Origin of the sequence: Enterobacter cloacae complex sp. 2021EL-01169, from assembly GCF_020733125.1 — a bacterium.
Classification (GTDB): domain Bacteria; phylum Pseudomonadota; class Gammaproteobacteria; order Enterobacterales; family Enterobacteriaceae; genus Enterobacter; species Enterobacter roggenkampii.
This window is the reverse complement of sequence record NZ_JAJFTC010000002.1, coordinates 354,540-373,665: the sequence shown is the minus strand read 5'-3', so window position 1 is coordinate 373,665 and position 19,126 is coordinate 354,540. Positions and strand designations below refer to the sequence as shown.

18 protein-coding genes are annotated in these 19,126 nt (G+C 59.5%); 10 read left to right on the top strand and 8 right to left on the bottom strand.

Features of this window, described 5'->3' with window-relative positions:
- Positions 1 to 3: 3 nt before the first annotated feature.
- Positions 4 to 903, bottom strand: coding sequence for a glycyl-radical enzyme activating protein (locus LLF79_RS08180; protein WP_044596935.1), 900 nt, complete (start codon positions 901 to 903; stop codon positions 4 to 6).
- A 129-nt stretch (positions 904 to 1,032) separates the two neighbouring features.
- Between LLF79_RS08180 and fsa the strand changes: the two genes are divergently transcribed.
- Entirely contained in the window at positions 1,033 to 1,695 is a 663-nt protein-coding gene (gene fsa / locus LLF79_RS08175; protein ID WP_008501195.1) for a fructose-6-phosphate aldolase, read from the top strand.
- Between the two features lie 86 nt (positions 1,696 to 1,781).
- Here fsa and moeB read toward each other — a convergent pair whose 3' ends face one another.
- Together moeB and moeA are read right to left on the bottom strand one after the other, a co-directional pair.
- Positions 1,782 to 2,534, bottom strand: coding sequence for a molybdopterin-synthase adenylyltransferase MoeB (gene moeB, locus LLF79_RS08170; RefSeq protein ID WP_039025633.1), 753 nt, complete (start codon positions 2,532 to 2,534; stop codon positions 1,782 to 1,784).
- Between the two features lies 1 nt (position 2,535).
- Positions 2,536 to 3,768, bottom strand: a complete 1,233-nt coding sequence (gene moeA / locus LLF79_RS08165; protein WP_100122657.1) for a molybdopterin molybdotransferase MoeA — start codon at positions 3,766 to 3,768, stop codon at positions 2,536 to 2,538.
- Positions 3,769 to 3,955: 187 nt separating this feature from the next.
- Here moeA and iaaA point away from each other — a divergent pair, with 187 nt between their 5' ends.
- Genes iaaA through gsiD form a run of 5 tightly spaced genes read left to right on the top strand, consistent with a single transcriptional unit; the run spans position 3,956 to position 10,178 of the window.
- The gene (gene iaaA, locus LLF79_RS08160; protein ID WP_227879364.1) at positions 3,956 to 4,894 is read left to right on the top strand and encodes a beta-aspartyl-peptidase; all 939 of its coding nucleotides are present in this window, start codon (positions 3,956 to 3,958) and stop codon (positions 4,892 to 4,894) included.
- Positions 4,895 to 4,905: 11 nt separating this feature from the next.
- A complete protein-coding gene (gene gsiA / locus LLF79_RS08155) occupies positions 4,906 to 6,777 on the top strand; it encodes a glutathione ABC transporter ATP-binding protein GsiA (RefSeq protein WP_100122656.1) in 1,872 nt (623 codons plus the stop codon).
- A gap of 23 nt (positions 6,778 to 6,800) precedes the next feature.
- On the top strand, positions 6,801 to 8,339 hold the full coding sequence (gsiB, locus tag LLF79_RS08150; RefSeq protein WP_126287673.1) for a glutathione ABC transporter substrate-binding protein GsiB: 1,539 nt from the start codon (positions 6,801 to 6,803) through the stop codon (positions 8,337 to 8,339).
- A 5-nt stretch (positions 8,340 to 8,344) separates the two neighbouring features.
- Positions 8,345 to 9,265, top strand: coding sequence for a glutathione ABC transporter permease GsiC (gsiC, locus tag LLF79_RS08145; RefSeq protein WP_227879363.1), 921 nt, complete (start codon positions 8,345 to 8,347; stop codon positions 9,263 to 9,265).
- A 1-nt stretch (position 9,266) separates the two neighbouring features.
- Positions 9,267 to 10,178: a glutathione ABC transporter permease GsiD gene (gene gsiD, locus LLF79_RS08140; protein WP_021240948.1), complete on the top strand. Its 912-nt coding sequence runs from the start codon at positions 9,267 to 9,269 to the stop codon at positions 10,176 to 10,178.
- A gap of 63 nt (positions 10,179 to 10,241) precedes the next feature.
- Here gsiD and rimO read toward each other — a convergent pair whose 3' ends face one another.
- Complete coding sequence (gene rimO, locus LLF79_RS08135) at positions 10,242 to 11,567, bottom strand: 30S ribosomal protein S12 methylthiotransferase RimO (protein ID WP_008501203.1); 1,326 nt, start codon at positions 11,565 to 11,567, stop codon at positions 10,242 to 10,244.
- A gap of 216 nt (positions 11,568 to 11,783) precedes the next feature.
- Between rimO and bssR the strand changes: the two genes are divergently transcribed.
- On the top strand, positions 11,784 to 12,167 hold the full coding sequence (gene bssR / locus LLF79_RS08130) for a biofilm formation regulator BssR (protein ID WP_021240947.1): 384 nt from the start codon (positions 11,784 to 11,786) through the stop codon (positions 12,165 to 12,167).
- A 106-nt stretch (positions 12,168 to 12,273) separates the two neighbouring features.
- The gene (locus LLF79_RS08125) at positions 12,274 to 13,392 is read left to right on the top strand and encodes a PQQ-dependent sugar dehydrogenase (protein WP_227879362.1); all 1,119 of its coding nucleotides are present in this window, start codon (positions 12,274 to 12,276) and stop codon (positions 13,390 to 13,392) included.
- Here the strand turns inward: LLF79_RS08125 and LLF79_RS08120 are convergent, their stop codons facing one another.
- Positions 13,393 to 14,019, bottom strand: coding sequence for a glutathione S-transferase family protein (locus LLF79_RS08120; RefSeq protein ID WP_023326978.1), 627 nt, complete (start codon positions 14,017 to 14,019; stop codon positions 13,393 to 13,395).
- A 241-nt stretch (positions 14,020 to 14,260) separates the two neighbouring features.
- Here LLF79_RS08120 and dacC point away from each other — a divergent pair, with 241 nt between their 5' ends.
- Entirely contained in the window at positions 14,261 to 15,466 is a 1,206-nt protein-coding gene (dacC, locus tag LLF79_RS08115; RefSeq protein WP_008501207.1) for a serine-type D-Ala-D-Ala carboxypeptidase, read from the top strand.
- A gap of 87 nt (positions 15,467 to 15,553) precedes the next feature.
- Here dacC and deoR read toward each other — a convergent pair whose 3' ends face one another.
- The 3 genes from deoR to LLF79_RS08100 all read right to left on the bottom strand — a co-directional run bounded on the left by deoR (position 15,554) and on the right by LLF79_RS08100 (position 17,724).
- Positions 15,554 to 16,312 (bottom strand): DNA-binding transcriptional repressor DeoR, encoded by a 759-nt coding sequence (gene deoR / locus LLF79_RS08110; protein ID WP_150145964.1) that lies wholly within the window; start codon positions 16,310 to 16,312, stop codon positions 15,554 to 15,556.
- A gap of 67 nt (positions 16,313 to 16,379) precedes the next feature.
- Positions 16,380 to 16,988 carry an undecaprenyl-diphosphate phosphatase gene (ybjG, locus tag LLF79_RS08105; RefSeq protein WP_045352107.1) on the bottom strand — a complete coding sequence of 203 codons (609 nt, stop codon included), beginning with the start codon at positions 16,986 to 16,988 and terminating at the stop codon, positions 16,380 to 16,382.
- Between the two features lie 7 nt (positions 16,989 to 16,995).
- Positions 16,996 to 17,724 carry a phosphatase PAP2 family protein gene (locus tag LLF79_RS08100; protein WP_227879361.1) on the bottom strand — a complete coding sequence of 243 codons (729 nt, stop codon included), beginning with the start codon at positions 17,722 to 17,724 and terminating at the stop codon, positions 16,996 to 16,998.
- Positions 17,725 to 17,892: 168 nt separating this feature from the next.
- Between LLF79_RS08100 and LLF79_RS08095 the strand changes: the two genes are divergently transcribed.
- Positions 17,893 to 19,125, top strand: a complete 1,233-nt coding sequence (locus LLF79_RS08095; RefSeq protein ID WP_227879360.1) for an MFS transporter — start codon at positions 17,893 to 17,895, stop codon at positions 19,123 to 19,125.
- Position 19,126 lies beyond the last annotated feature (1 nt).

The following is a 19,126-nucleotide window of genomic DNA, read 5'->3' as shown; positions in this document are numbered from 1 at the left end:
AGTTTATCCTCGTAAGGTCGCGGTTAACCCTTTCTGGCAGGCGTACTGCTGCGCGAAGTCCAGCAGGGCAGGGTTATCCAGCGGTTTGTCAGGGGCAGAGTAGGGTTGGCCGAGCAGGGTGTATTTGTTCATGCCAAGCGTGTGGTACGGCAGAAAATGAATATCGTCGACGCCGAGTTCATCGGCAGCGAAGTTGGTAATGGCGGTGATGGAGGCTTCATCCGCGTTGAAGCCCTGGATCAGCGGCACGCGGATGGTGATCGTTTTCCCGGCGGCGGCCAGGCGTTTCAGGTTGTCCAGGATGCGCTTAGCCGAACCGTCCGTCCACTGCTTGAAAACGTCACCGTCGACGTGCTTCAGGTCGGCGAGGAACAGATCGACGTACGGTAATGACGGCTCGATATAGTGCCACGGCACGTGAAGGCAGGTTTCGACGGCGGTGTGGATACCCTGGTCGTGGCTGGCTTTAAACAGCGCGTGCGCCAGCTCCGGGTTCATAAACGGTTCGCCGCCGGAGAGGGTGATCCCGCCGCCGCTGCGGTCGTAAAAGGGTTTATCGCGCAGTACGGTCGCCATGATCTCCTCGACCTGCTTTTCTTCGCCGCAAACGGTCAGCGCCTGCGTCGGGCAGCAGTCGGTGAGGGCATCAAGCGTCTCTTCACTCAGCTTTTCGCGGTGGATGACCAGGCCATTCAGCGCGCGTTCGATGCAGCCCGGTGCCGCCTGCTGGCACAGGTCGCAGCCGTTCAGGCACAGACGCGCATCAAACAGCACGTCCCGGCTGCGGGAGCGGCTTTCCGGGTTCTGGCACCAGCGACAGCCCAGCGAGCAGCCTTTCAGGAACACCACGGTACGAATTCCGGGGCCGTCGTGGGTAGAGTAACGCTGAATATTGAAGATCATGTTTTTCGCCTCTCATCTTGCATATGAAGATTAAATTACTTTCGAATGAAAGTTATCTTGATGCAGGTCAACTCTTGAGCAGGTTTTGTCGTGATAGGGTAAGTGCAGGCTAATTTTGAGGGTGACATCATGGAACTTTATCTCGACACATCTGACGTTGCGGCAGTCAAAAAGCTGGCGCGTATCTTCCCGCTGGCGGGCGTGACCACCAACCCAAGCATCGTTGCGGCCGGTAAAACGCCGCTCGACGAACTGCTGCCCGCGCTGCACGACGCGCTGGGCGGTAAAGGCCGTCTGTTCGCGCAGGTGATGGCGACCACCGCCGAAGGGATGGTGGAAGACGCGCGTAAGCTGCGCGCCATCATTAACGATCTGGTGGTGAAAGTGCCGGTGACTGCAGAAGGGCTGGCGGCGATCAAGATGCTGAAAGCGGAAGGGATCCCGACCCTGGGCACGGCGGTCTACGGTGCCGCGCAGGGAATGCTCTCCGCGCTGGCGGGGGCGGAGTATGTAGCGCCTTACGTTAACCGCGTGGACGCGCAGGGCGGGGACGGGATTCAGACCGTAATTGAGCTGCAACAGCTGCTGACGCTGCACGCGCCGCAGTCAAAGGTGCTGGCCGCGAGCTTTAAAACCCCGCGTCAGGCGCTGGACTGCCTGCTGGCAGGCTGCGAGTCCATCACGCTGCCGCTGGACGTGGCGCAGCAGTTTATTACCTCTCCGGCGGTAGACGCAGCGATTGTGAAGTTTGAGCAGGACTGGCAGGGGGCGTTTGGACGGACGTCCATCTGACGCGGTTGCCGGGTGGCGCTGACGCTTACCCGGCCTACGTTCGAGCCGTTGTAGGTCGGGTAAGGCGAAGCCGCCACCCGACTTTTTTACTGGCTACACACCTCACACCCCGGGTTACGCATCAGCTTCATCTCGCGGAACTGGCAGGTCATCGCGTCATACATCACGATTTTCCCCGCTGCCGGCGTGCCGTAATTCGCCAGCACCTTGATCGCTTCCATTGCCTGCAGTGAACCAATCACGCCGACGAGCGGCGCCATCACGCCCGCCTCAACGCAGGTCAGCGCATTCTCGCCAAACAGACGGCTCAGGCAGCGGTAGCAGGGTTCACCCTCGGCGTACGTGAAGACGCTGATTTGCCCCTCCATGCGGATCGCCGCCCCGGAAACCAGCGGCGTTTTATGAGCAAAACAGCCCGCGTTGAGCTGATTACGGACGGTGACGTTATCCGTGCAGTCCAGGACCAGATCGTGCCGGGCAATCTGCGCGGAGAGCGCGTCGTCATCCAGCATTGCGTCAATCAGCGTGAACTGAACGTGGGGGTTGATACGCGCCAGCGCAGCCCTGGCGGATTCCACTTTCGGCAGGCCCACCGTCGCGTCACTGTGCAGCGTCTGGCGCTGCAGGTTGGACACCGATACGGTATCGAAATCCAGCAGCGTCATGCTTCCTACGCCCGCCGCAGCAAGGTACTGCGCGGCGGCGCAGCCCAGCCCGCCCAGCCCGACGACCAGCACGCTGGCCGCCTTGAGCGCTTCCTGACCTTCGAAATCAAACCCGCGCAGCACAATCTGGCGGTTGTAGCGCATCATCTCCTGATCGCTCAGCTCCACCGTCATGTCAGCCTCCGAACAGGTGGTTAAAGCGCTCGACCTCAACCCATTCGCCGGCTTCCACGTTGCCGCGTTCGCGCTCCAGCACGATGAAGCAGTTGCCCAGACTGAAGGAGCTGAAAATGTGCGAACCCTGATGTCCGGTGGTGCTCACTTCGAGCTCGCCGTCCGCACCGCACGCCAGAATGCCGCGCTGGAAATCGAGACGGCCCGGTGATTTTTTCAACCGCGTGGCGGCACGCACGCGCACGCGTTCCGGCAGCGGGCTGGCCTTGTTGCCGGAAAGCTTCGCCAGCAGCGGGATCGCCAGCTGGTAAAAGGTGAGTGCCGCCGAGACCGGGTTACCCGGCAGGCCGCAGAACCAGCTGTGTGGAAGCTTGCCAAACGCGAACGGTTTGCCCGGCTTGATCGCCAGCTTCCAGAAGGCGATTTCGCCCAGCTCTTCAAGCAGGATTTTGGTGTAATCCGCTTCGCCCACGGAGACGCCGCCGGAGCTGATGACCACGTCGGCGGATTTATCCGCCTCGATAAACGCCGCGCGCAGTTTTTCCGGATCGTCAGGAATGATGCCGAGGTTAATCACGTCGCAGCCCAGCTGCTCCAGCATCAGGTGTACCGCCAGGCGGTTGGTGTCGTAAATCTGGCCGTCCTGCAGCGGCTGGCCCGGAAGCTGCAGCTCGTCGCCGGTGGAGAAAACGGCGACGCGCACTTTGCGGATAACGTCAACTTCCGCGATGCCGAGCGAGGCCAGCACCGGCAGCTCCGCCACCGTCAGCCTTTGCCCGGCGGCAAAAACGGTCGCGCCGAGGGTGATGTCTTCGCCCGTGCGGCGGATGTTCTGGCCCGCTTTGACGCTGGCGGTAACACGCACCCCGTCGTCGGTCTGTTCGGTCTCTTCCTGCATGACGACAGCGTCGCAGCCAGCCGGAACCGGCGCACCGGTCATGATGCGCACGCAGGTGCCCGCAGGCCATTCCCCGCTAAACGGCTGACCCGCAAAGGCTTTACCCGCCACTGGCAGGGCGTTACCCGTCTGGAGATCCGCCAGGCGTACCGCGTAACCGTCCATCGCGGAGTTATCAAACCCCGGCACGTTGAGCGGGGAGACGATATCGCGTGCGGCAATACGGCCAAAACAGCGCACGAGGGGCAGCGTCTCAACGTCATGCAGCGGGGAAACTCGGTCAAGCATCTGCGTGAGTGCCGTCTCAAGCGGCATCAGTCCGGCGGTAAAATCCATGGTGGGCTCCTGCGGAGTAACAACGAAAGCGTCCATTATGGCAGAAAAGTGCGGCTAACTGTATGACCGGAGGGTGTACGCTTTACATCACTGTTACGTCTTTCTATATTCAAAAATCATCTGAAGTTTCGTCGACGATAATGATATTTATAGAAAAAGCCGCAAAACAGGCTAACGGGTGATGCGAATGGTTAAGGCGGTAATCGCAATTCATGGCGGGGCCGGGGCAATCACCCGTGCACAGCTCACTCCTGAGCAGGAAAAGCGCTACATCGACGCGCTGTACGCCATTGTCGAAACGGGCCAGAAAATGCTGGAAGCGGGCGAGAGCGCGCTGGACGTGGTCACCGAGGCGGTACGCCTGCTGGAGGAGTGCCCGTTATTTAATGCGGGGATAGGTTCGGTCTTTACCCGGGATGAAACCCACGAGCTGGATGCCTGCGTCATGGACGGTATCTCCCTGAAAGCGGGGGCCGTGGCAGGCGTCAGCCACCTGCGTAACCCGGTGCTGGCCGCGCGTCTGGTGATGGAAGAGAGCCCGCACGTGCTGCTGACGGGCGCGGGGGCGGAGAGGTTTGCCTTCGAACACGGAATGGAGCCGGTATCGCCCGATCTGTTTTCCACAGAGGCGCGCTATCAGCAGCTGCTGGACGCCCGTTCGGCGGGCATGACGCAGCTTGACCATACTGCGCCGCTGGATGAGCGCAGCAAAATGGGCACGGTCGGCGCGGTGGCGCTCGACAAAGCGGGCAACCTCGCGGCGGCAACCTCCACGGGCGGGATGACCAACAAGCTCCCCGGACGCGTGGGCGACAGCCCGCTGCCGGGCGCCGGCTGCTATGCCAATAACGCGACGGCGGCGGTGTCGTGTACCGGCACCGGGGGAGTCTTTATTCGTGCCCTTGCGGCCTACGACATCACCGCGCTGATGGATTACGGCGGTTTAAGCCTCAGCGAAGCCTGCGAGCGCGTGGTGATGGAGAAACTGCCTGCCCTGGGCGGCGTCGGCGGGCTGATTGCGGTGGATCGCGAGGGCAACGTGGCCCTGCCGTTCAACAGCGAAGGCATGTACCGCGCCTGGGGCTATGCCGGTGATGAGCCGAGCACGGGGATCTATCGTGAATAAGGGGGCAGCGCGTGCCGCACAGTGAAGAGCTGGACAACCGCGAAGTGCTGGCTGTCCATCAGCTGAATATTGCGTTTCAGGAAGAGCGGCAGTTCATCCCCGCAGTACAGAATTTATCGTTCACGCTCAGGCGCGGCGAGACGCTGGCGATTGTTGGCGAATCCGGCTCCGGGAAATCGGTCACCGCGCTGGCGCTGATGCGCCTGCTGGAACAGACGGGCGGGCAAATCAGCAGCGAGAAAATGCTGCTGCGCCGCCGTAACCGTCAGGTCATTGATTTAAACGAGCTGAGCGGCGCGCAGATGCAGGGCGTGCGCGGGGCGGACATTGCGATGATCTTCCAGGAGCCGATGACCTCCCTGAACCCGGTGTTCCCGGTCGGGGAACAAATTGCCGAGTCCATCCGCCTGCATCAGGGGCTAAGCGGTGATGAAGCGCTCAACGAGGCCCGACGCATGCTGGAGCTGGTGCGCATTCCGGAGGCGCAGGCCATCCTGAGCCGCTATCCACATCAGCTTTCCGGCGGCATGCGACAGCGGGTGATGATTGCCATGGCGCTCTCCTGCCGTCCGGCGGTGCTGATTGCCGATGAACCGACGACGGCGCTGGACGTGACGATTCAGGCGCAGATCCTGCAGCTCATCAAGGTGCTGCAGCAGGAGATGGAGATGGGGGTGATTTTCATCACCCACGATATGGGCGTGGTCGCCGATATCGCCGATCGGGTGCTGGTGATGCACAAGGGCAGCGCGGTGGAAACCGGCCCGGTCGAGCAGATTTTTCACGCGCCCGCGCATCCTTACACCAAAGCGCTGCTGGCGGCGGTTCCGCGCCTGGGGGCGATGAACGGCAGCGATCTGCCGCGTCGTTTTCCGTTGATTTCCCTGGAGGCGTCTGAGCCGCAGGAGGAGGAACGCGAGCAGGACACCGTGGTGCCGGGCAAGCCCATTCTGGAAGTGCGCAATCTGGTCACGCGTTTTCCGCTGCGCAGCGGTGTGTTGAACCGCGTAAAGCGCGAAGTGCACGCGGTGGAAAACGTCAGCTTCGACCTTTGGCCGGGCGAAACGCTGGCGCTGGTAGGGGAGTCCGGCTGCGGTAAATCCACGACCGGGCGCGCGTTGCTCCGTCTGGTGGACGCGCAGGAGGGGAGCATTACCTTTAACGGCGAGCGCATTGATACCCTTCCTGACAGCAGGCTGCAGGCGGTGCGGCGGGATATTCAGTTTATTTTTCAGGATCCGTATGCCTCCCTCGATCCGCGACATACGGTGGGGTATTCGATCATGGAGCCGCTGCGGGTGCATAACCTGCTCGACGGCGAGGCGGCGCAGCGTCGCGTGGCCTGGCTGCTGGAGCGCGTTGGCCTGAAGCCGGAACACGCCTGGCGTTATCCGCACGAGTTTTCCGGCGGGCAGCGGCAGCGTATCTGCATCGCCCGCGCGCTGGCGCTGAACCCGAAAGTGGTGATTGCGGATGAATCCGTCTCGGCGCTGGATGTCTCTATCCGGGCGCAAATCATCAATCTGCTGCTGGATTTACAGCGGGATATGGGGATCGCCTTCCTGTTTATCTCGCACGACATGGCGGTGGTTGAGCGCATCAGCCATCGCGTGGCGGTGATGTTTATGGGGCAAATCGTGGAAATCGGGCCGCGAAGGGCCGTATTTGAGAACCCGCAGCACCCGTACACCCGCAAGCTCATCGCGGCGGTCCCGGTCGCCGATCCGGCGCATCGTCACGGCCAGCGCGTGCTGCTGCAGGATGAAATGCCGAGCAATATTCGTAAACGCGGCGAGGCCGTGGAGCGCGTGGCGCTGCGTGAGGTCGGTCCGGGTCATTTCGTGGCTCCCCCGCGTCAGGACAATGCCTTTTCGCGGTTATAACTTTCAACAGGCAGGAGAACATAATGGTTACATTTGTAGCGCGTAGATGGTTGTTAGCCGCGAGCGTGACGGCAGCCCTGGCCGCTGCCCCCGCGTTCGCTGCCAAAGATGTGGTGGTCGCCGTCGGCTCTAACTTCACCACGCTGGATCCGTATGACGCTAACGACACGCTCTCCCAGGCGGTGGCGAAATCGTTCTACCAGGGCCTGTTTGGCCTGGATAAAGAGATGAAGCTTAAAAACGTGCTGGCGGAGGGGTACACCGTTTCGGATGACGGGCTGGTGTACACCATTAAGCTCAAAACCGGGGTGAAGTTCCAGGACGGCACCGACTTTAATGCCGACGCGGTGAAGGTAAACCTCGATCGCGCCAGCAATCCTGAGAACAGCCTCAAGCGTTATAACCTCTATAAAAACATCGCCAAAACCGAGGTGGTCGACCCGGCGACGGTAAAAATCACCCTGAAAGAGCCGTTCTCCGCGTTTATCAATATCCTGGCGCATCCGGCGACGGCGATGATCTCCCCTGCCGCGCTGAAGAAATACGGCAAGGAGATTGGCTTCCACCCGGTGGGTACCGGTCCGTACGAGCTGGTCACCTGGAATCAGACCGATTTTGTGAAGGTGAAGAAATACGCGGGCTACTGGCAGAAAGGGCTGCCGAAGCTGGACACCATCACCTGGCGTCCGGTAGTGGATAACAATACCCGTGCGGCGATGCTGCAAACCGGCGAGGCGCAGTTTGCCTTCCCGGTCCCGTACGAGCAGGCCGCCATTCTGGAGAAAAACAGCAAGCTGGAGCTGGTCGCCAGCCCGTCGATCATGCAGCGCTACATCAGCATGAACGTCACGCAAAAGCCGTTCGATAATCCGAAGGTGCGCGAAGCCATTAACTATGCCATTAACCGCCAGGCGCTGGTGAAGGTCGCTTTTGCGGGCTATGCCACCCCGGCCACCGGCGTGCTGCCGCCGGCTATCGCGTATGCGCAAAGCTATCAGCCGTGGCCGTACGATCCGGCCAAAGCGCGCGAGCTGCTGAAAGAGGCGGGCTATCCGAACGGCTTTAACACCACGCTGTGGTCGTCGCATAACCACAGTACCGCCCAGAAGGTGCTGCAGTTTACTCAGCAGCAGCTGGCGCAGGTGGGGATTAAGGCGCAGGTTACCGCCATGGATGCCGGACAGCGTGCGGCAGAGGTAGAGGGAAAAGGGCAGAAAGAGAGCGGGGTGAGGATGTTCTACACCGGCTGGTCGGCCTCGACGGGTGAAGCCGACTGGGCGCTGTCGCCGCTGTTTGCCTCGCAGAACTGGCCGCCAACCCTGTTCAATACCGCGTTCTACAGCAACCCGCAGGTGGACAAAGACCTGGCCGATGCGCTGAAAACCACCAAACCGGAGGAGAAAGCACGCCTCTACAAGGACGCGCAGGACATCATCTGGAAAGAGTCGCCGTGGGTGCCGCTGGTGGTGGAAAAACTGGTGTCAGCCCATAACAAAGCGTTGACCGGGTTCTATATCATGCCGGATACGGGCTTTAGCTTTGACGATGCGGATTTAAAATAACGCCCATGCTGAACTATGTTTGCAAACGCCTGCTGGGGCTTATCCCGACGCTGCTGATTGTGGCGGTGCTGGTGTTTTTGTTTGTCCACATGCTGCCGGGCGATCCGGCGCGTCTGGTTGCCGGGCCCGAAGCGGATGCCACGGTCATTGAGCTGGTGCGTAAACAGCTGGGTCTTGACCAGCCGCTGTATATGCAGTTTCTGCACTATATTGGCAACGTTCTGCAGGGCGATTTTGGTATCTCGATGGTGTCGCGTCGTCCGGTGTCGGAGGAGATCGCCAGCCGCTTTATGCCCACGTTCTGGTTAACGATAGCCAGCATGAGCTGGGCGGTGGTGTTCGGACTTGGCGCCGGGATTGTGGCGGCCGTCTGGCGCAACCGCTGGCCGGACAAGCTCGGCATGGCGCTGGCGGTGACCGGCATCTCCTTCCCGGCGTTCGCGCTGGGGATGCTGCTGATGCAGATCTTCTCCGTTGAGCTGGGCTGGCTGCCCACCGTCGGGGCCGATACCTGGAAGCATTACATTCTGCCCTCAATGACGCTGGGGGCTGCCGTGTCGTCGGTGATGGCCCGCTTTACCCGCGCCTCGTTCGTTGACGTGCTGAGCGAAGATTATATTCGCACCGCGCGGGCGAAAGGGGTCAGCGAGAAGTGGGTCATCCTCAAGCACGGGTTCCGCAATGCGATGATCCCGGTGGTGACGATGATGGGGCTGCAGTTTGGCTTCCTGCTGGGCGGCTCTATCGTGGTGGAAAAGGTCTTCAACTGGCCGGGGCTGGGACGTCTGCTGGTCGATTCCGTCGAGATGCGCGACTATCCGGTGATTCAGGCGGAAGTCCTGCTTTTCTCGCTGGAGTTTATTCTTATCAACCTCGTGGTGGACGTGCTCTACGCCGCCATTAACCCGGCCATCAGGTATAAGTAAGATGCGATTATTGAACTGGCGGCGTCAGGCCGTATTAAACGCCATGCCGGGGCTAAAACCGGACCACATCCGCACCCCGTGGTCTGAATTCTGGCGGCGCTTTCGCCGTCAGCCGGTCGCGATGACGGCGGGGCTGTTCGTGCTGCTGCTGATCGTGGTGGCGATCGTGGCGCCGTGGGTGGCGCCGTTTGATGCGGAAAACTATTTTGACTACGACCGCCTGAACGACGGGCCCTCAATGCTCCACTGGTTCGGCGTGGACTCTCTCGGGCGGGATATCTTTAGCCGGGTGCTGGTGGGGGCGCAGATCTCGCTCGCCGCCGGGGTGTTTGCGGTGCTGATCGGCGCGGCAATCGGGATCGTGCTGGGGCTGGTCGCCGGCTATTACGAAGGCTGGTGGGACCGCATCATCATGCGCATCTGCGACGTGCTGTTTGCCTTCCCCGGCATTCTGCTGGCGATTGCCGTGGTGGCGATCATGGGCAGCGGCATGGCCAACGTCATCATTGCGGTCGCGGTGTTTTCGATTCCGGCCTTTGCCCGCCTGGTGCGCGGCAACACGCTGGTGCTGAAACAGCAGACCTTTATCGAGTCGGCCCGCAGTATGGGGGCCAGCGACGCCACCATTCTCTTCAGCCATATTCTACCGGGGACGGTGTCGTCTATCGTGGTCTACTTCACCATGCGTATCGGCGTGTCGATAATCTCGGCGGCCAGCCTGTCGTTTCTGGGGCTGGGGGCACAGCCTCCGACACCGGAGTGGGGCGCGATGCTGAACGAGGCGAGGGCCGATATGGTGATTGCGCCACACGTGGCGATCTTCCCGAGTCTGGCGATTTTCCTGACCGTGCTGGCGTTTAACCTGCTGGGGGATGGGCTGCGCGACGCGCTGGATCCGAGGATAAAGGGGTAGTGCAGTGAAATGTGCCGGGTTGCGGCTACGCCTTACCCGGCCTACAAAAGCGGAGTGGGGAGATTAAACCCGGCTACCCCACAGGTCATACTCATCCGCGTTTTCAACCTTCACGCGAATAATATCACCCGGCTTAACGTTGGTTTCGCCATTCAGGTACACCGCGCCGTCGATTTCAGGGGCGTCCGCCATGCTGCGGCCAATCGCGCCTTCTTCGTCCACTTCGTCGATGATAACCATGATCTCGCGGCCCACTTTCTCCTGCAGACGTTCGGCAGAAATTTGCTGCTGCAGCTGCATGAAGCGGTTCCAGCGCTCTTCCTTAACCTCTTCCGGCACCTGATCCGCCAGCTCGTTGGCGGTTGCGCCTTCTACCGGGCTGTACTTGAAGCAGCCGACGCGGTCCAGACGCGCTTCTTTCAGGAAGTCGAGCAGCATCTGGAAGTCTTCTTCGGTTTCACCCGGGAAGCCGACGATGAAGGTCGAGCGCAGGGTCAGGTCCGGGCAGATCTCACGCCACTGTTTGATGCGCGCCAGCTGGCGGTCAACGGAGCCAGGGCGCTTCATCAGCTTCAGGATACGCGGGCTGGCATGCTGCAGCGGGATGTCCAGGTACGGCAGAATTTTGCCTTCCGCCATCAGTGGGATCACGTCGTCAACGTGCGGGTACGGGTAAACGTAGTGCAGACGCGTCCAGATACCGAGTTTGGACAGCTGCTCGCACAGGCCCACCATGCTGGTTTTCACCGGCTCGCCGTTGTGGAAACCGGAGCGGTGCTTAACGTCCACGCCATAAGCTGAGGTGTCCTGGGAGATGACCAGCAGTTCCTTCACGCCCGCGTCGGCCAGACGTTTGGCTTCCGCCAGCACTTCGCCGATTGGACGGCTCACCAGATCGCCACGCATGGACGGGATAATGCAGAAGGTGCAGCGGTGATTGCAGCCTTCGGAAATTTTCAGGTACGCGTAGTGGCGCGGCGTCAGCTTCACGCCCTGTTCCGGCACCAGGCTCAGGAACGGGTTGTGCTTGGGTTTTGGCACGTAGTGATGAACATGTTGCAGCACCTGCTCGTAGCTGTGCGGGCCGGTAATCTCCAGCACCTTCGGGTGCACTTCGCGGATCTGGTCTTCTTTCGCGCCCAGACAGCCGGTCACGATCACTTTGCCGTTTTCGGTCAGCGCTTCACCGATGGCTTCCAGTGACTCCTGGACCGCGCTGTCGATAAACCCGCAGGTGTTAACGATCACCATATCGGCGTTGTCGTAGCTTGGCACCACGTCATAGCCCTCGGTGCGCAGTTCGGTCAGGATGCGTTCTGAATCCACCAGGTTTTTCGGGCAGCCCAGGGAGACGAAGCCGATTTTCGGCTGGTGCGTAACATTGCTCATAGGTTAAAAATTCATCAATTATGGAGTTATCAGGGCGGGATTTTACAGCGTATCGCGGGGGATTTATACACTCTTTGTAAGGCGGATGCGCCGGGCAGAGGTTGTAACATTGTAAATAATGTTAATCAGTTAATAAAAATTGATCCCAGGCATTAAACTGTACAAAAAATGTACTTATCCTGACTATGCACCATGGCTGACAGAGGAGGAAAGAGCATGACCGTTGACAGACTAAAACGCGATCTGCTGAACAAGCTGATCAACGCCCGAATCGACCTGGCCGCGTACCTGCAGTTGAGGAAGGCGAAAGGGTATATGTCAGTCAGCGAAAGCGAACATCTGCGTGATAACCTGTTTGAACTTTGCAATTTCATGCGTGAAAAAGCACCGGCCCTGCAGGCGAACTACGGCGAAAGTGAAGAAGTCGCGCTGCGCCGCGCCGCCGAGGTGCTCTCCATTGCAGGGGTGTGTCTGATGAACGGACGCCACGACTGCCCGAATTTTATCGCCGTAAACGCGGAGAAGCTTGAAAACTGCCTGACAACGCTCTCTCTATGCATCATGTGTCTGAACGAGCACAAACAGCTTGAACAGCACTGATCCCGGGGGAGGCAACTCCCCCTTCTGATTAAGCTTTTGTAAAAGTGGTAACGCGCCCGGACGCAGTGGCTAATCTTTAAGCCATATGCCGATAAAGGAGCGCGTTATGCCTCGATCCTCGCTGATTTCCCTGCCTGCGTTATTTATTCCGTTTTCACTTCTAGCCGCGCCAGAGGCGGTTAAGGTCGAGGTGCTGCAAAACAGACTCGATCACCCCTGGTCCCTGGCGTTCCTGCCGGATAATAACGGGCTGCTGGTGACCCTGAAGGGCGGCCAGCTCAAACGCTGGCAGGCCGGAAAAGGGCTCTCCGATCCGATTGTCGGCGTACCGAAGGTCTGGGCAAACGGCCAGGGAGGATTGTTGGATGTGGTGCTGGCGCCGGATTTTGAAATGTCGCGCCGCGTCTGGCTGAGCTACGCCGAGGCCGGGCATGACGGCAAAGCCGGAACGGCGGTGGGCTTTGGCCGCCTGAGCGACGACTATTCCCGCATCGAGGGATTCCAGGTGGCGTTCCGCCAGATACCGAAACTCTCAACCGGTAACCATTTCGGCGGACGGCTGGTGTTCGACGGCAAAGGCTCCCTCTTTATCGGACTCGGCGAGAATAACCAGCGTCCCACGGCGCAGGATCTGGATAAATTGCAGGGCAAAGTGGTGCGCCTCACCGAAGACGGAAAAGTCCCGCCGGATAACCCCTTTGTGAGTGCCCCCGGTGCGCGACCTGAAATCTGGTCTTACGGCATCCGCAACCCGCAGGGGATGGCGATGAACCCCTGGAGCGACACGCTGTGGCTGAACGAGCACGGCCCGCGCGGCGGGGATGAGATCAATATCCCGGAGAAGGGTAAGAACTACGGCTGGCCGCTGGCAACGCACGGCATTAACTACAGCGGTCTGAAAATCCCGGAAGCCAAAGGCGAGCACGTTGAGGGCACCGAGAAGCCGTTGTTCGTCTGGAAAGTCTCACCCGCGGTAAGCGGCATGGCGTTCTACAACAGCGACGTCTTCCCGCAGTGGAAAAACAAGCTGTTTATCGGCGCGCTGAAGGAGAAGGACGTGATCGTGCTGAGCGTGGAGGGTAACAAGGTGACAGAGGACGGGCGCATTCTGGGTGACCGGGATCAGCGTATTCGCGATGTGCGGGTGGGGCCGGATGGGTATCTGTATGTCCTGACCGACGAGACGGACGGGCGGCTGTTGAAAGTCAGCCCGTCCGGCGCGTAATCAGGTAACCGGGATCATCACGACGTTACGGTACGCCGGGCGATCGCTCAGCTGTTTAAGCCAGCGCTCCAGGTGCGGGCGCGGCGTCCACTTCAGGCCCATGTTGGTCAGGTTCCAGACGAATGGCGCCACGGCGATATCGCCGGTGCCGAACGCCTCGCCGGAGAACCAGGCGTGCTTCGCCAGCTCGTCATCCATCATCGCAAACAGATTTTCGCAGGCATCCTGCGCGGCGTGAATCGCGGGATAATCGCGTTCCGCTTCCGGCGTGCGGATAAGCCCCATCAGGATCACGCGGTGGGTCGGGGACAGCGTCTGGTTCGCCCAGTCCATCCACTTTTCGCCCTGGGCGCGGCGGGCCGGGTTTTCTACCCACAGGCGGCCCTGACCGTACTGGGCGGCGAGGTAACGCACAATGGTGTTGGACTCCCAAAGCGTCGCGTCCGTTTCATCATCGCGCAGCAGCGGCACCAGGCCATTCGGGTTCATGGCCAGATAGTCGGCCTCCTTGTTCACGCCGAACGCCATGCCTGCCATAATTTGATTGAACGGTAAATCCAGCTCTTCCAGCGTCCAGAGCACTTTCTTAACGTTGGTCGAGTTATTCCTGCCCCACAGCGTAATCATATTTACTCCCGATGAGATGTGAATCCGAATCAGCTTTTCGCCATGGTGAGATAAACCTAACAATTACGCAACAGAAGACAAAAAAATCGCCTTAATCAAAGCGTATCTGAATGTTATTGCATAAACTTTAATAACTTTACCCTCGTTGGGTTTCTTTAACGGTTTTAGTGCGCTATTACTCATCGCTTCTTGCGACACGGTGATGTGACGTAATTTTTGAATGGACACTCGGGTGGCATTTATGACGCGTAAAATGACTTCTCTGCGCAGCCTGGCGGCAGGCTCTGCGCTCCTTTTCCTGTTTGCACCAACGCTCTACGCAGCTGAACAGGCTGCGCCCGAAGCGCCGCCTGTGGATGCGCGCGCCTGGATCCTGATGGACTACGCCAGCGGTAAAGTGCTGGCGGAAGGAAATGCGGATGAGAAACTCGATCCGGCAAGCCTGACCAAAATCATGACCAGCTATGTGGTGGGCCAGGCGCTGAAAGCGGGCAAGATCAAGCTGGACGATATGGTGACCATCGGGAAAGACGCCTGGGCGACCGGCAACCCGGCCCTGCGCGGATCTTCCGTGATGTTCCTGAAGCCAGGGGATCAGGTCTCCGTTTCCGATCTGAATAAAGGGGTGATTATTCAGTCGGGAAATGATGCGTGCATCGCGCTGGCCGACTACGTTGCCGGCAGCCAGGATTCTTTCATTGGCTTGATGAATGGTTACGCGCAGAAGCTGGGCTTAACCAACACCACGTTCAAAACGGTTCACGGCCTGGATGCGCCGGGCCAGTTCAGCACCGCGCGCGACATGGCGCTGCTGGGGAAAGCGCTGATCCACGACGTGCCGGATGAATACGCCATCCACAAAGAGAAAGAGTTTACCTTCAACAAAATTCGCCAGCCGAACCGCAACCGCCTGCTGTGGAGCAGCAACGTCAACGTGGACGGGATGAAAACCGGCACCACGGCGGGTGCAGGCTATAACCTGGTGGCCTCCGCGACCCAGGGCGACATGCGCCTGATTTCGGTAGTGCTGGGCACCAAAACCGACCGCATTCGCTTTAACGAATCAGAAAAACTGCTGACCTGGGGCTTCCGCTTTTATGAAACCGTGACGCCGATTAAACCGGATGCCACGTTCGTCAGCCAGCGCGTCTGGTTTGGTGACAAGAGCGAGGTGAACCTGGGCGCGGGTGAGGCGGGCTCGGTAACCATTCCGCGCGGCCAGCTGAAAAACCTGAAGGCCAGCTACACTCTGACCGACCCACAGCTCACCGCCCCGCTGAAAAAAGGCCAGGTGGTTGGGACGATTGATTTCCAGCTTAACGGTAAGTCGATTGAACAGCGTCCGCTGATTGTGATGGAAGCAGTGGAAGAGGGCGGCTTCTTCAGCCGGATGTGGGATTTCGTGATGATGAAATTCCACGGGTGGTTCGGCAGCTGGTTTAGCTAAGTTTTTTGCCGGGTGGCGCTGCGCTTACCCGGCCTACGTTCGAGCCGTTGTAGGCCGGGTAAGGCGAAGCCGCCACCCGGCATAACCTCAATACATCAACTTCACCTGCTGCGCTTTCGCGTGGACCACAATCTCGTCGTCCGGGCGGCAATCGCTGACGATGGCATCGAACTGCGCCAGCTCGCCCATTCTTGCCGGACGCACCTTACCAAACTTACTGTGATCGACCACCAGCACATGGTACTGCGCGGCGCTTAACGCCCAGTGCTTGACCGGTAATTCTTCCAGGTTAAAGCAGGTTGCCCCCTGACGCACATTGACGCCTGCGGCGGAATAAAACGCGATATCCGGGCAGAGATTGCTGAGCGTGTCCTGCAGGTTGAGCGGCTTAAAGATCGCGTTGCTGGCGTGAAACTCACCGCCGCAGAGGATCACCCGGCACTCGGGTTTCTCCTGGAGCGCCAGAAAGGTGTTCAGGGAATAACAGACGGCGGTAAACGGAATGCTGCTGTCGATGGCTTCGATAATCCACGGCGTGGTGGTACCGCAGTCAAAAAACAGCGTCTGGTGCGGCTGTACCAGGGAGGCCGCAAGCCGCGCGGCTTTGCGTTTCTCTTCCACCAGGCGCGTCTTCTGGTCGCTGATCAGATAATGGCTGGCGCTACGCGGCTCAAGCACAATGTATCCGCCCAGCAGCACGACGGGCGCGCTCTCGCTGTTCAGATCCCGACGAATGGTCATCTCCGAGACGCCGAGGAGGTTGGCGGCTTCCTTAAGATGCAGCTTATCGCTGCGCTTCAGCGCCTGTAGCAGCTGAGCAATGCGGTCATCGCGACGTGTTTCCATAGTTCCTCGGCATAAAAAAATGAACCCCCGCAGGGCGGGGGTTCAAGTGTAACCTGTCAGGTCGGGGTTAGTCACGTATCCAGCCTTTGCGGATCGGGATGGCGAAAATGGCGCGATAGAGTGAAGAAAGCGCACGGTAGAGCGCTTCCCCGATGAGGCTCCACAGGATAGCCGCGCTCACGCAGCCAATCAGCCCCACCAGGAAGCCACCCACCATATCCAGCGGCCAGTGGACGCCCAGATACACGCGAGACCAGGCGATGGCCACAGCGACCACCATCAGCACCGCACCCGACCACAGGCGATGCCAGAACAGGAAGGCCAGTGCGAAGGTGAAGATCACCGTACCGTGATCGCTCGGGAAAGAGTCATCCGGCGCATGGTGCAGGAAGGTATAGCCGACGTGATCGACAAACGGACGATCGTGCGGGAACGCTTGGCCCAGAATGTAACTCGCCAGGACGCTTACGCCGAGAGCCATCGCCACTTTGATTACAAGCTTGCGCTGCGCTTTCACCTGGCTACGCGGTCCCCACAGCCAGAGGATGGCTGCCAGTGCGGGCACGATACTGATCAGATCTTTTGCCAGAAAGGTGGCGAAGTCGATCATCCACTCGGGCGAGGCCGGGGTGGCGTTGATCAGATAAAACAGCTGATAATTCAGATTCTCTAGCATAGCGTTATCACTCTTTAGCAAACCGGGTGGAAACCAGCCCGTAGACTGCCACCTGGGAAAACCAGACCCACCACCCGGCCCACAGGTTGTGAGAGAAAAAATGCGCCCCGCGCATGACCTGACCGAAGCCCATCGCCAGACCCAGCAAAATGCCGAGAACGACAAAGCTCCAGGCCAGACGCGGCCGCTCGCGCCAGAAGGCAAAAAACAGTCCCATCACCATAAAGCCGCTGGAAGAATGGCCGCCGGGGAAGCAGCGCCCCGGGCCGCTGTCCGCCGGGACGGCGCTGAACAGGGGATAGGACATCACCTTACCGCCATATTCCACCAGGTCCCACGGGCAGCTGTGATGGCTCATGCTTTTCAGCACGCCCACGACCAGCGCACCAAGCCCCATCAGCAGCGCCGCCGTAACCAGCCTCGCGTTACGCTTGTACGCGCCGTAAAACAGCGCCACGGCGCCTAAAGCGATGGCAATGTACTTCGCCAGACGATGGTTGAGCAGATCCAGCAGGTGGTCTTTCTGCAGCGGGAAGCTCTGCGTCGCCGCGTCATACCAGAAGCCGGTGATCCATCTGTCGAGCGCTTCATTGCGCGATAGCCACGTAAACACCACGGCAAGGACTATCAGTATGAAAAGCTGATAACCATAAAAGCGGGCCGGCAAGCGGTAAAGGCGTTTTGTCTTATTTGTCTGTAACTTAGACAATTCTGAACGGCTGGAGGTGAGTGACATAATTTGGGGTCGTTGACGAGTAATGGGGCTATCATAAATCTGTCAAATTAAGGAAACCTTAAACGAAGACGATATGTGCTTTATTTCTGTTTATCCTCGATAAATCACTATCTCGGGCTGCGGCATTTCATTACACTCGTCGCGATTTTGTCATTATAAAGAGATTGCATGTTAAACCGTTCTTCTTCAGGTTCACGTCTGGGTCGTCAGGCGTTGCTTTTCCCCCTGTGTCTGGTGCTCTACGAATTTTCTACCTATATCGGCAACGATATGATCCAGCCCGGTATGCTGGCCGTGGTGGCGCAGTACAACGCCGGAATTGAGTGGGTACCGACCTCCATGACCGCCTATCTGGCCGGCGGCATGTTTTTGCAGTGGCTGTTAGGCCCGCTGTCGGATCGTATTGGCCGTCGCCCGGTGATGCTGACGGGCGTGGTGTGGTTCATCGTCACCTGCCTTGCCACGCTGCTGGCGCAAAATATTGAACAATTTACTCTGCTGCGTTTCCTGCAGGGGGTGAGCCTGTGCTTTATCGGCGCCGTGGGGTATGCGGCCATTCAGGAGTCGTTTGAAGAGGCGGTGTGTATCAAAATCACCGCGCTGATGGCGAACGTGGCGCTGATCGCTCCCTTACTCGGGCCGCTGGTGGGCGCCGCATGGGTGCATATGGCCCCCTGGGAAGGGATGTTTGTGCTGTTTGCGGTTCTCGCCGCCATCGCTTTCTTTGGCCTGCACCGTGCGATGCCGGAAACCGCCACCCGCATCGGCGAGAAACTTTCGCTGAAAGAGCTGGGTCGGGATTACAAAGAGGTGCTGAAAAACGGCCGCTTTGTAGCGGGCGCGCTGGCGACCGGGTTTGTTAGCCTGCCGCTGCTGGCGTGGATTGCCCAGTCTCCGGTCATTATCATCAGCGGCGAAAAGCTCAGCAGCTACGAGTACGGCCTGCTGCAGGTGCCGATCTTTGGTGCGCTGATTATCGGTAACCTGGTGCTGGCTCGTCTGACGTCACGCCGCACCGTGCGTTCGCTGATTATCATGGGCGGCTGGCCGATTGCGGCAGGGCTGATTCTGGCGGCGGTGGCAACCGTCGCGTCATCTCACGCTTATTTGTGGATGACGGCGGGGCTGAGTATCTACGCCTTCGGGATTGGCGTGGCGAACGCCGGGCTGGTGCGCCTGACGCTGTTTGCCAGCGAGATAAGTAAGGGCACGGTCTCCGCGGCGATGGGGATGCTACAGATGCTGATTTTTACCGTCGGTATCGAGGTGAGCAAGCATGCCTACGCGATGGGCGGTAACGGGCTGTTCAGCCTGTTTAACCTCGCCAATGGCGTGCTGTGGGTTGGCCTGATGGTGGTATTCCTGAAAGACAAGCGCGTCGGAAACGCCCTGCAACCTTAAT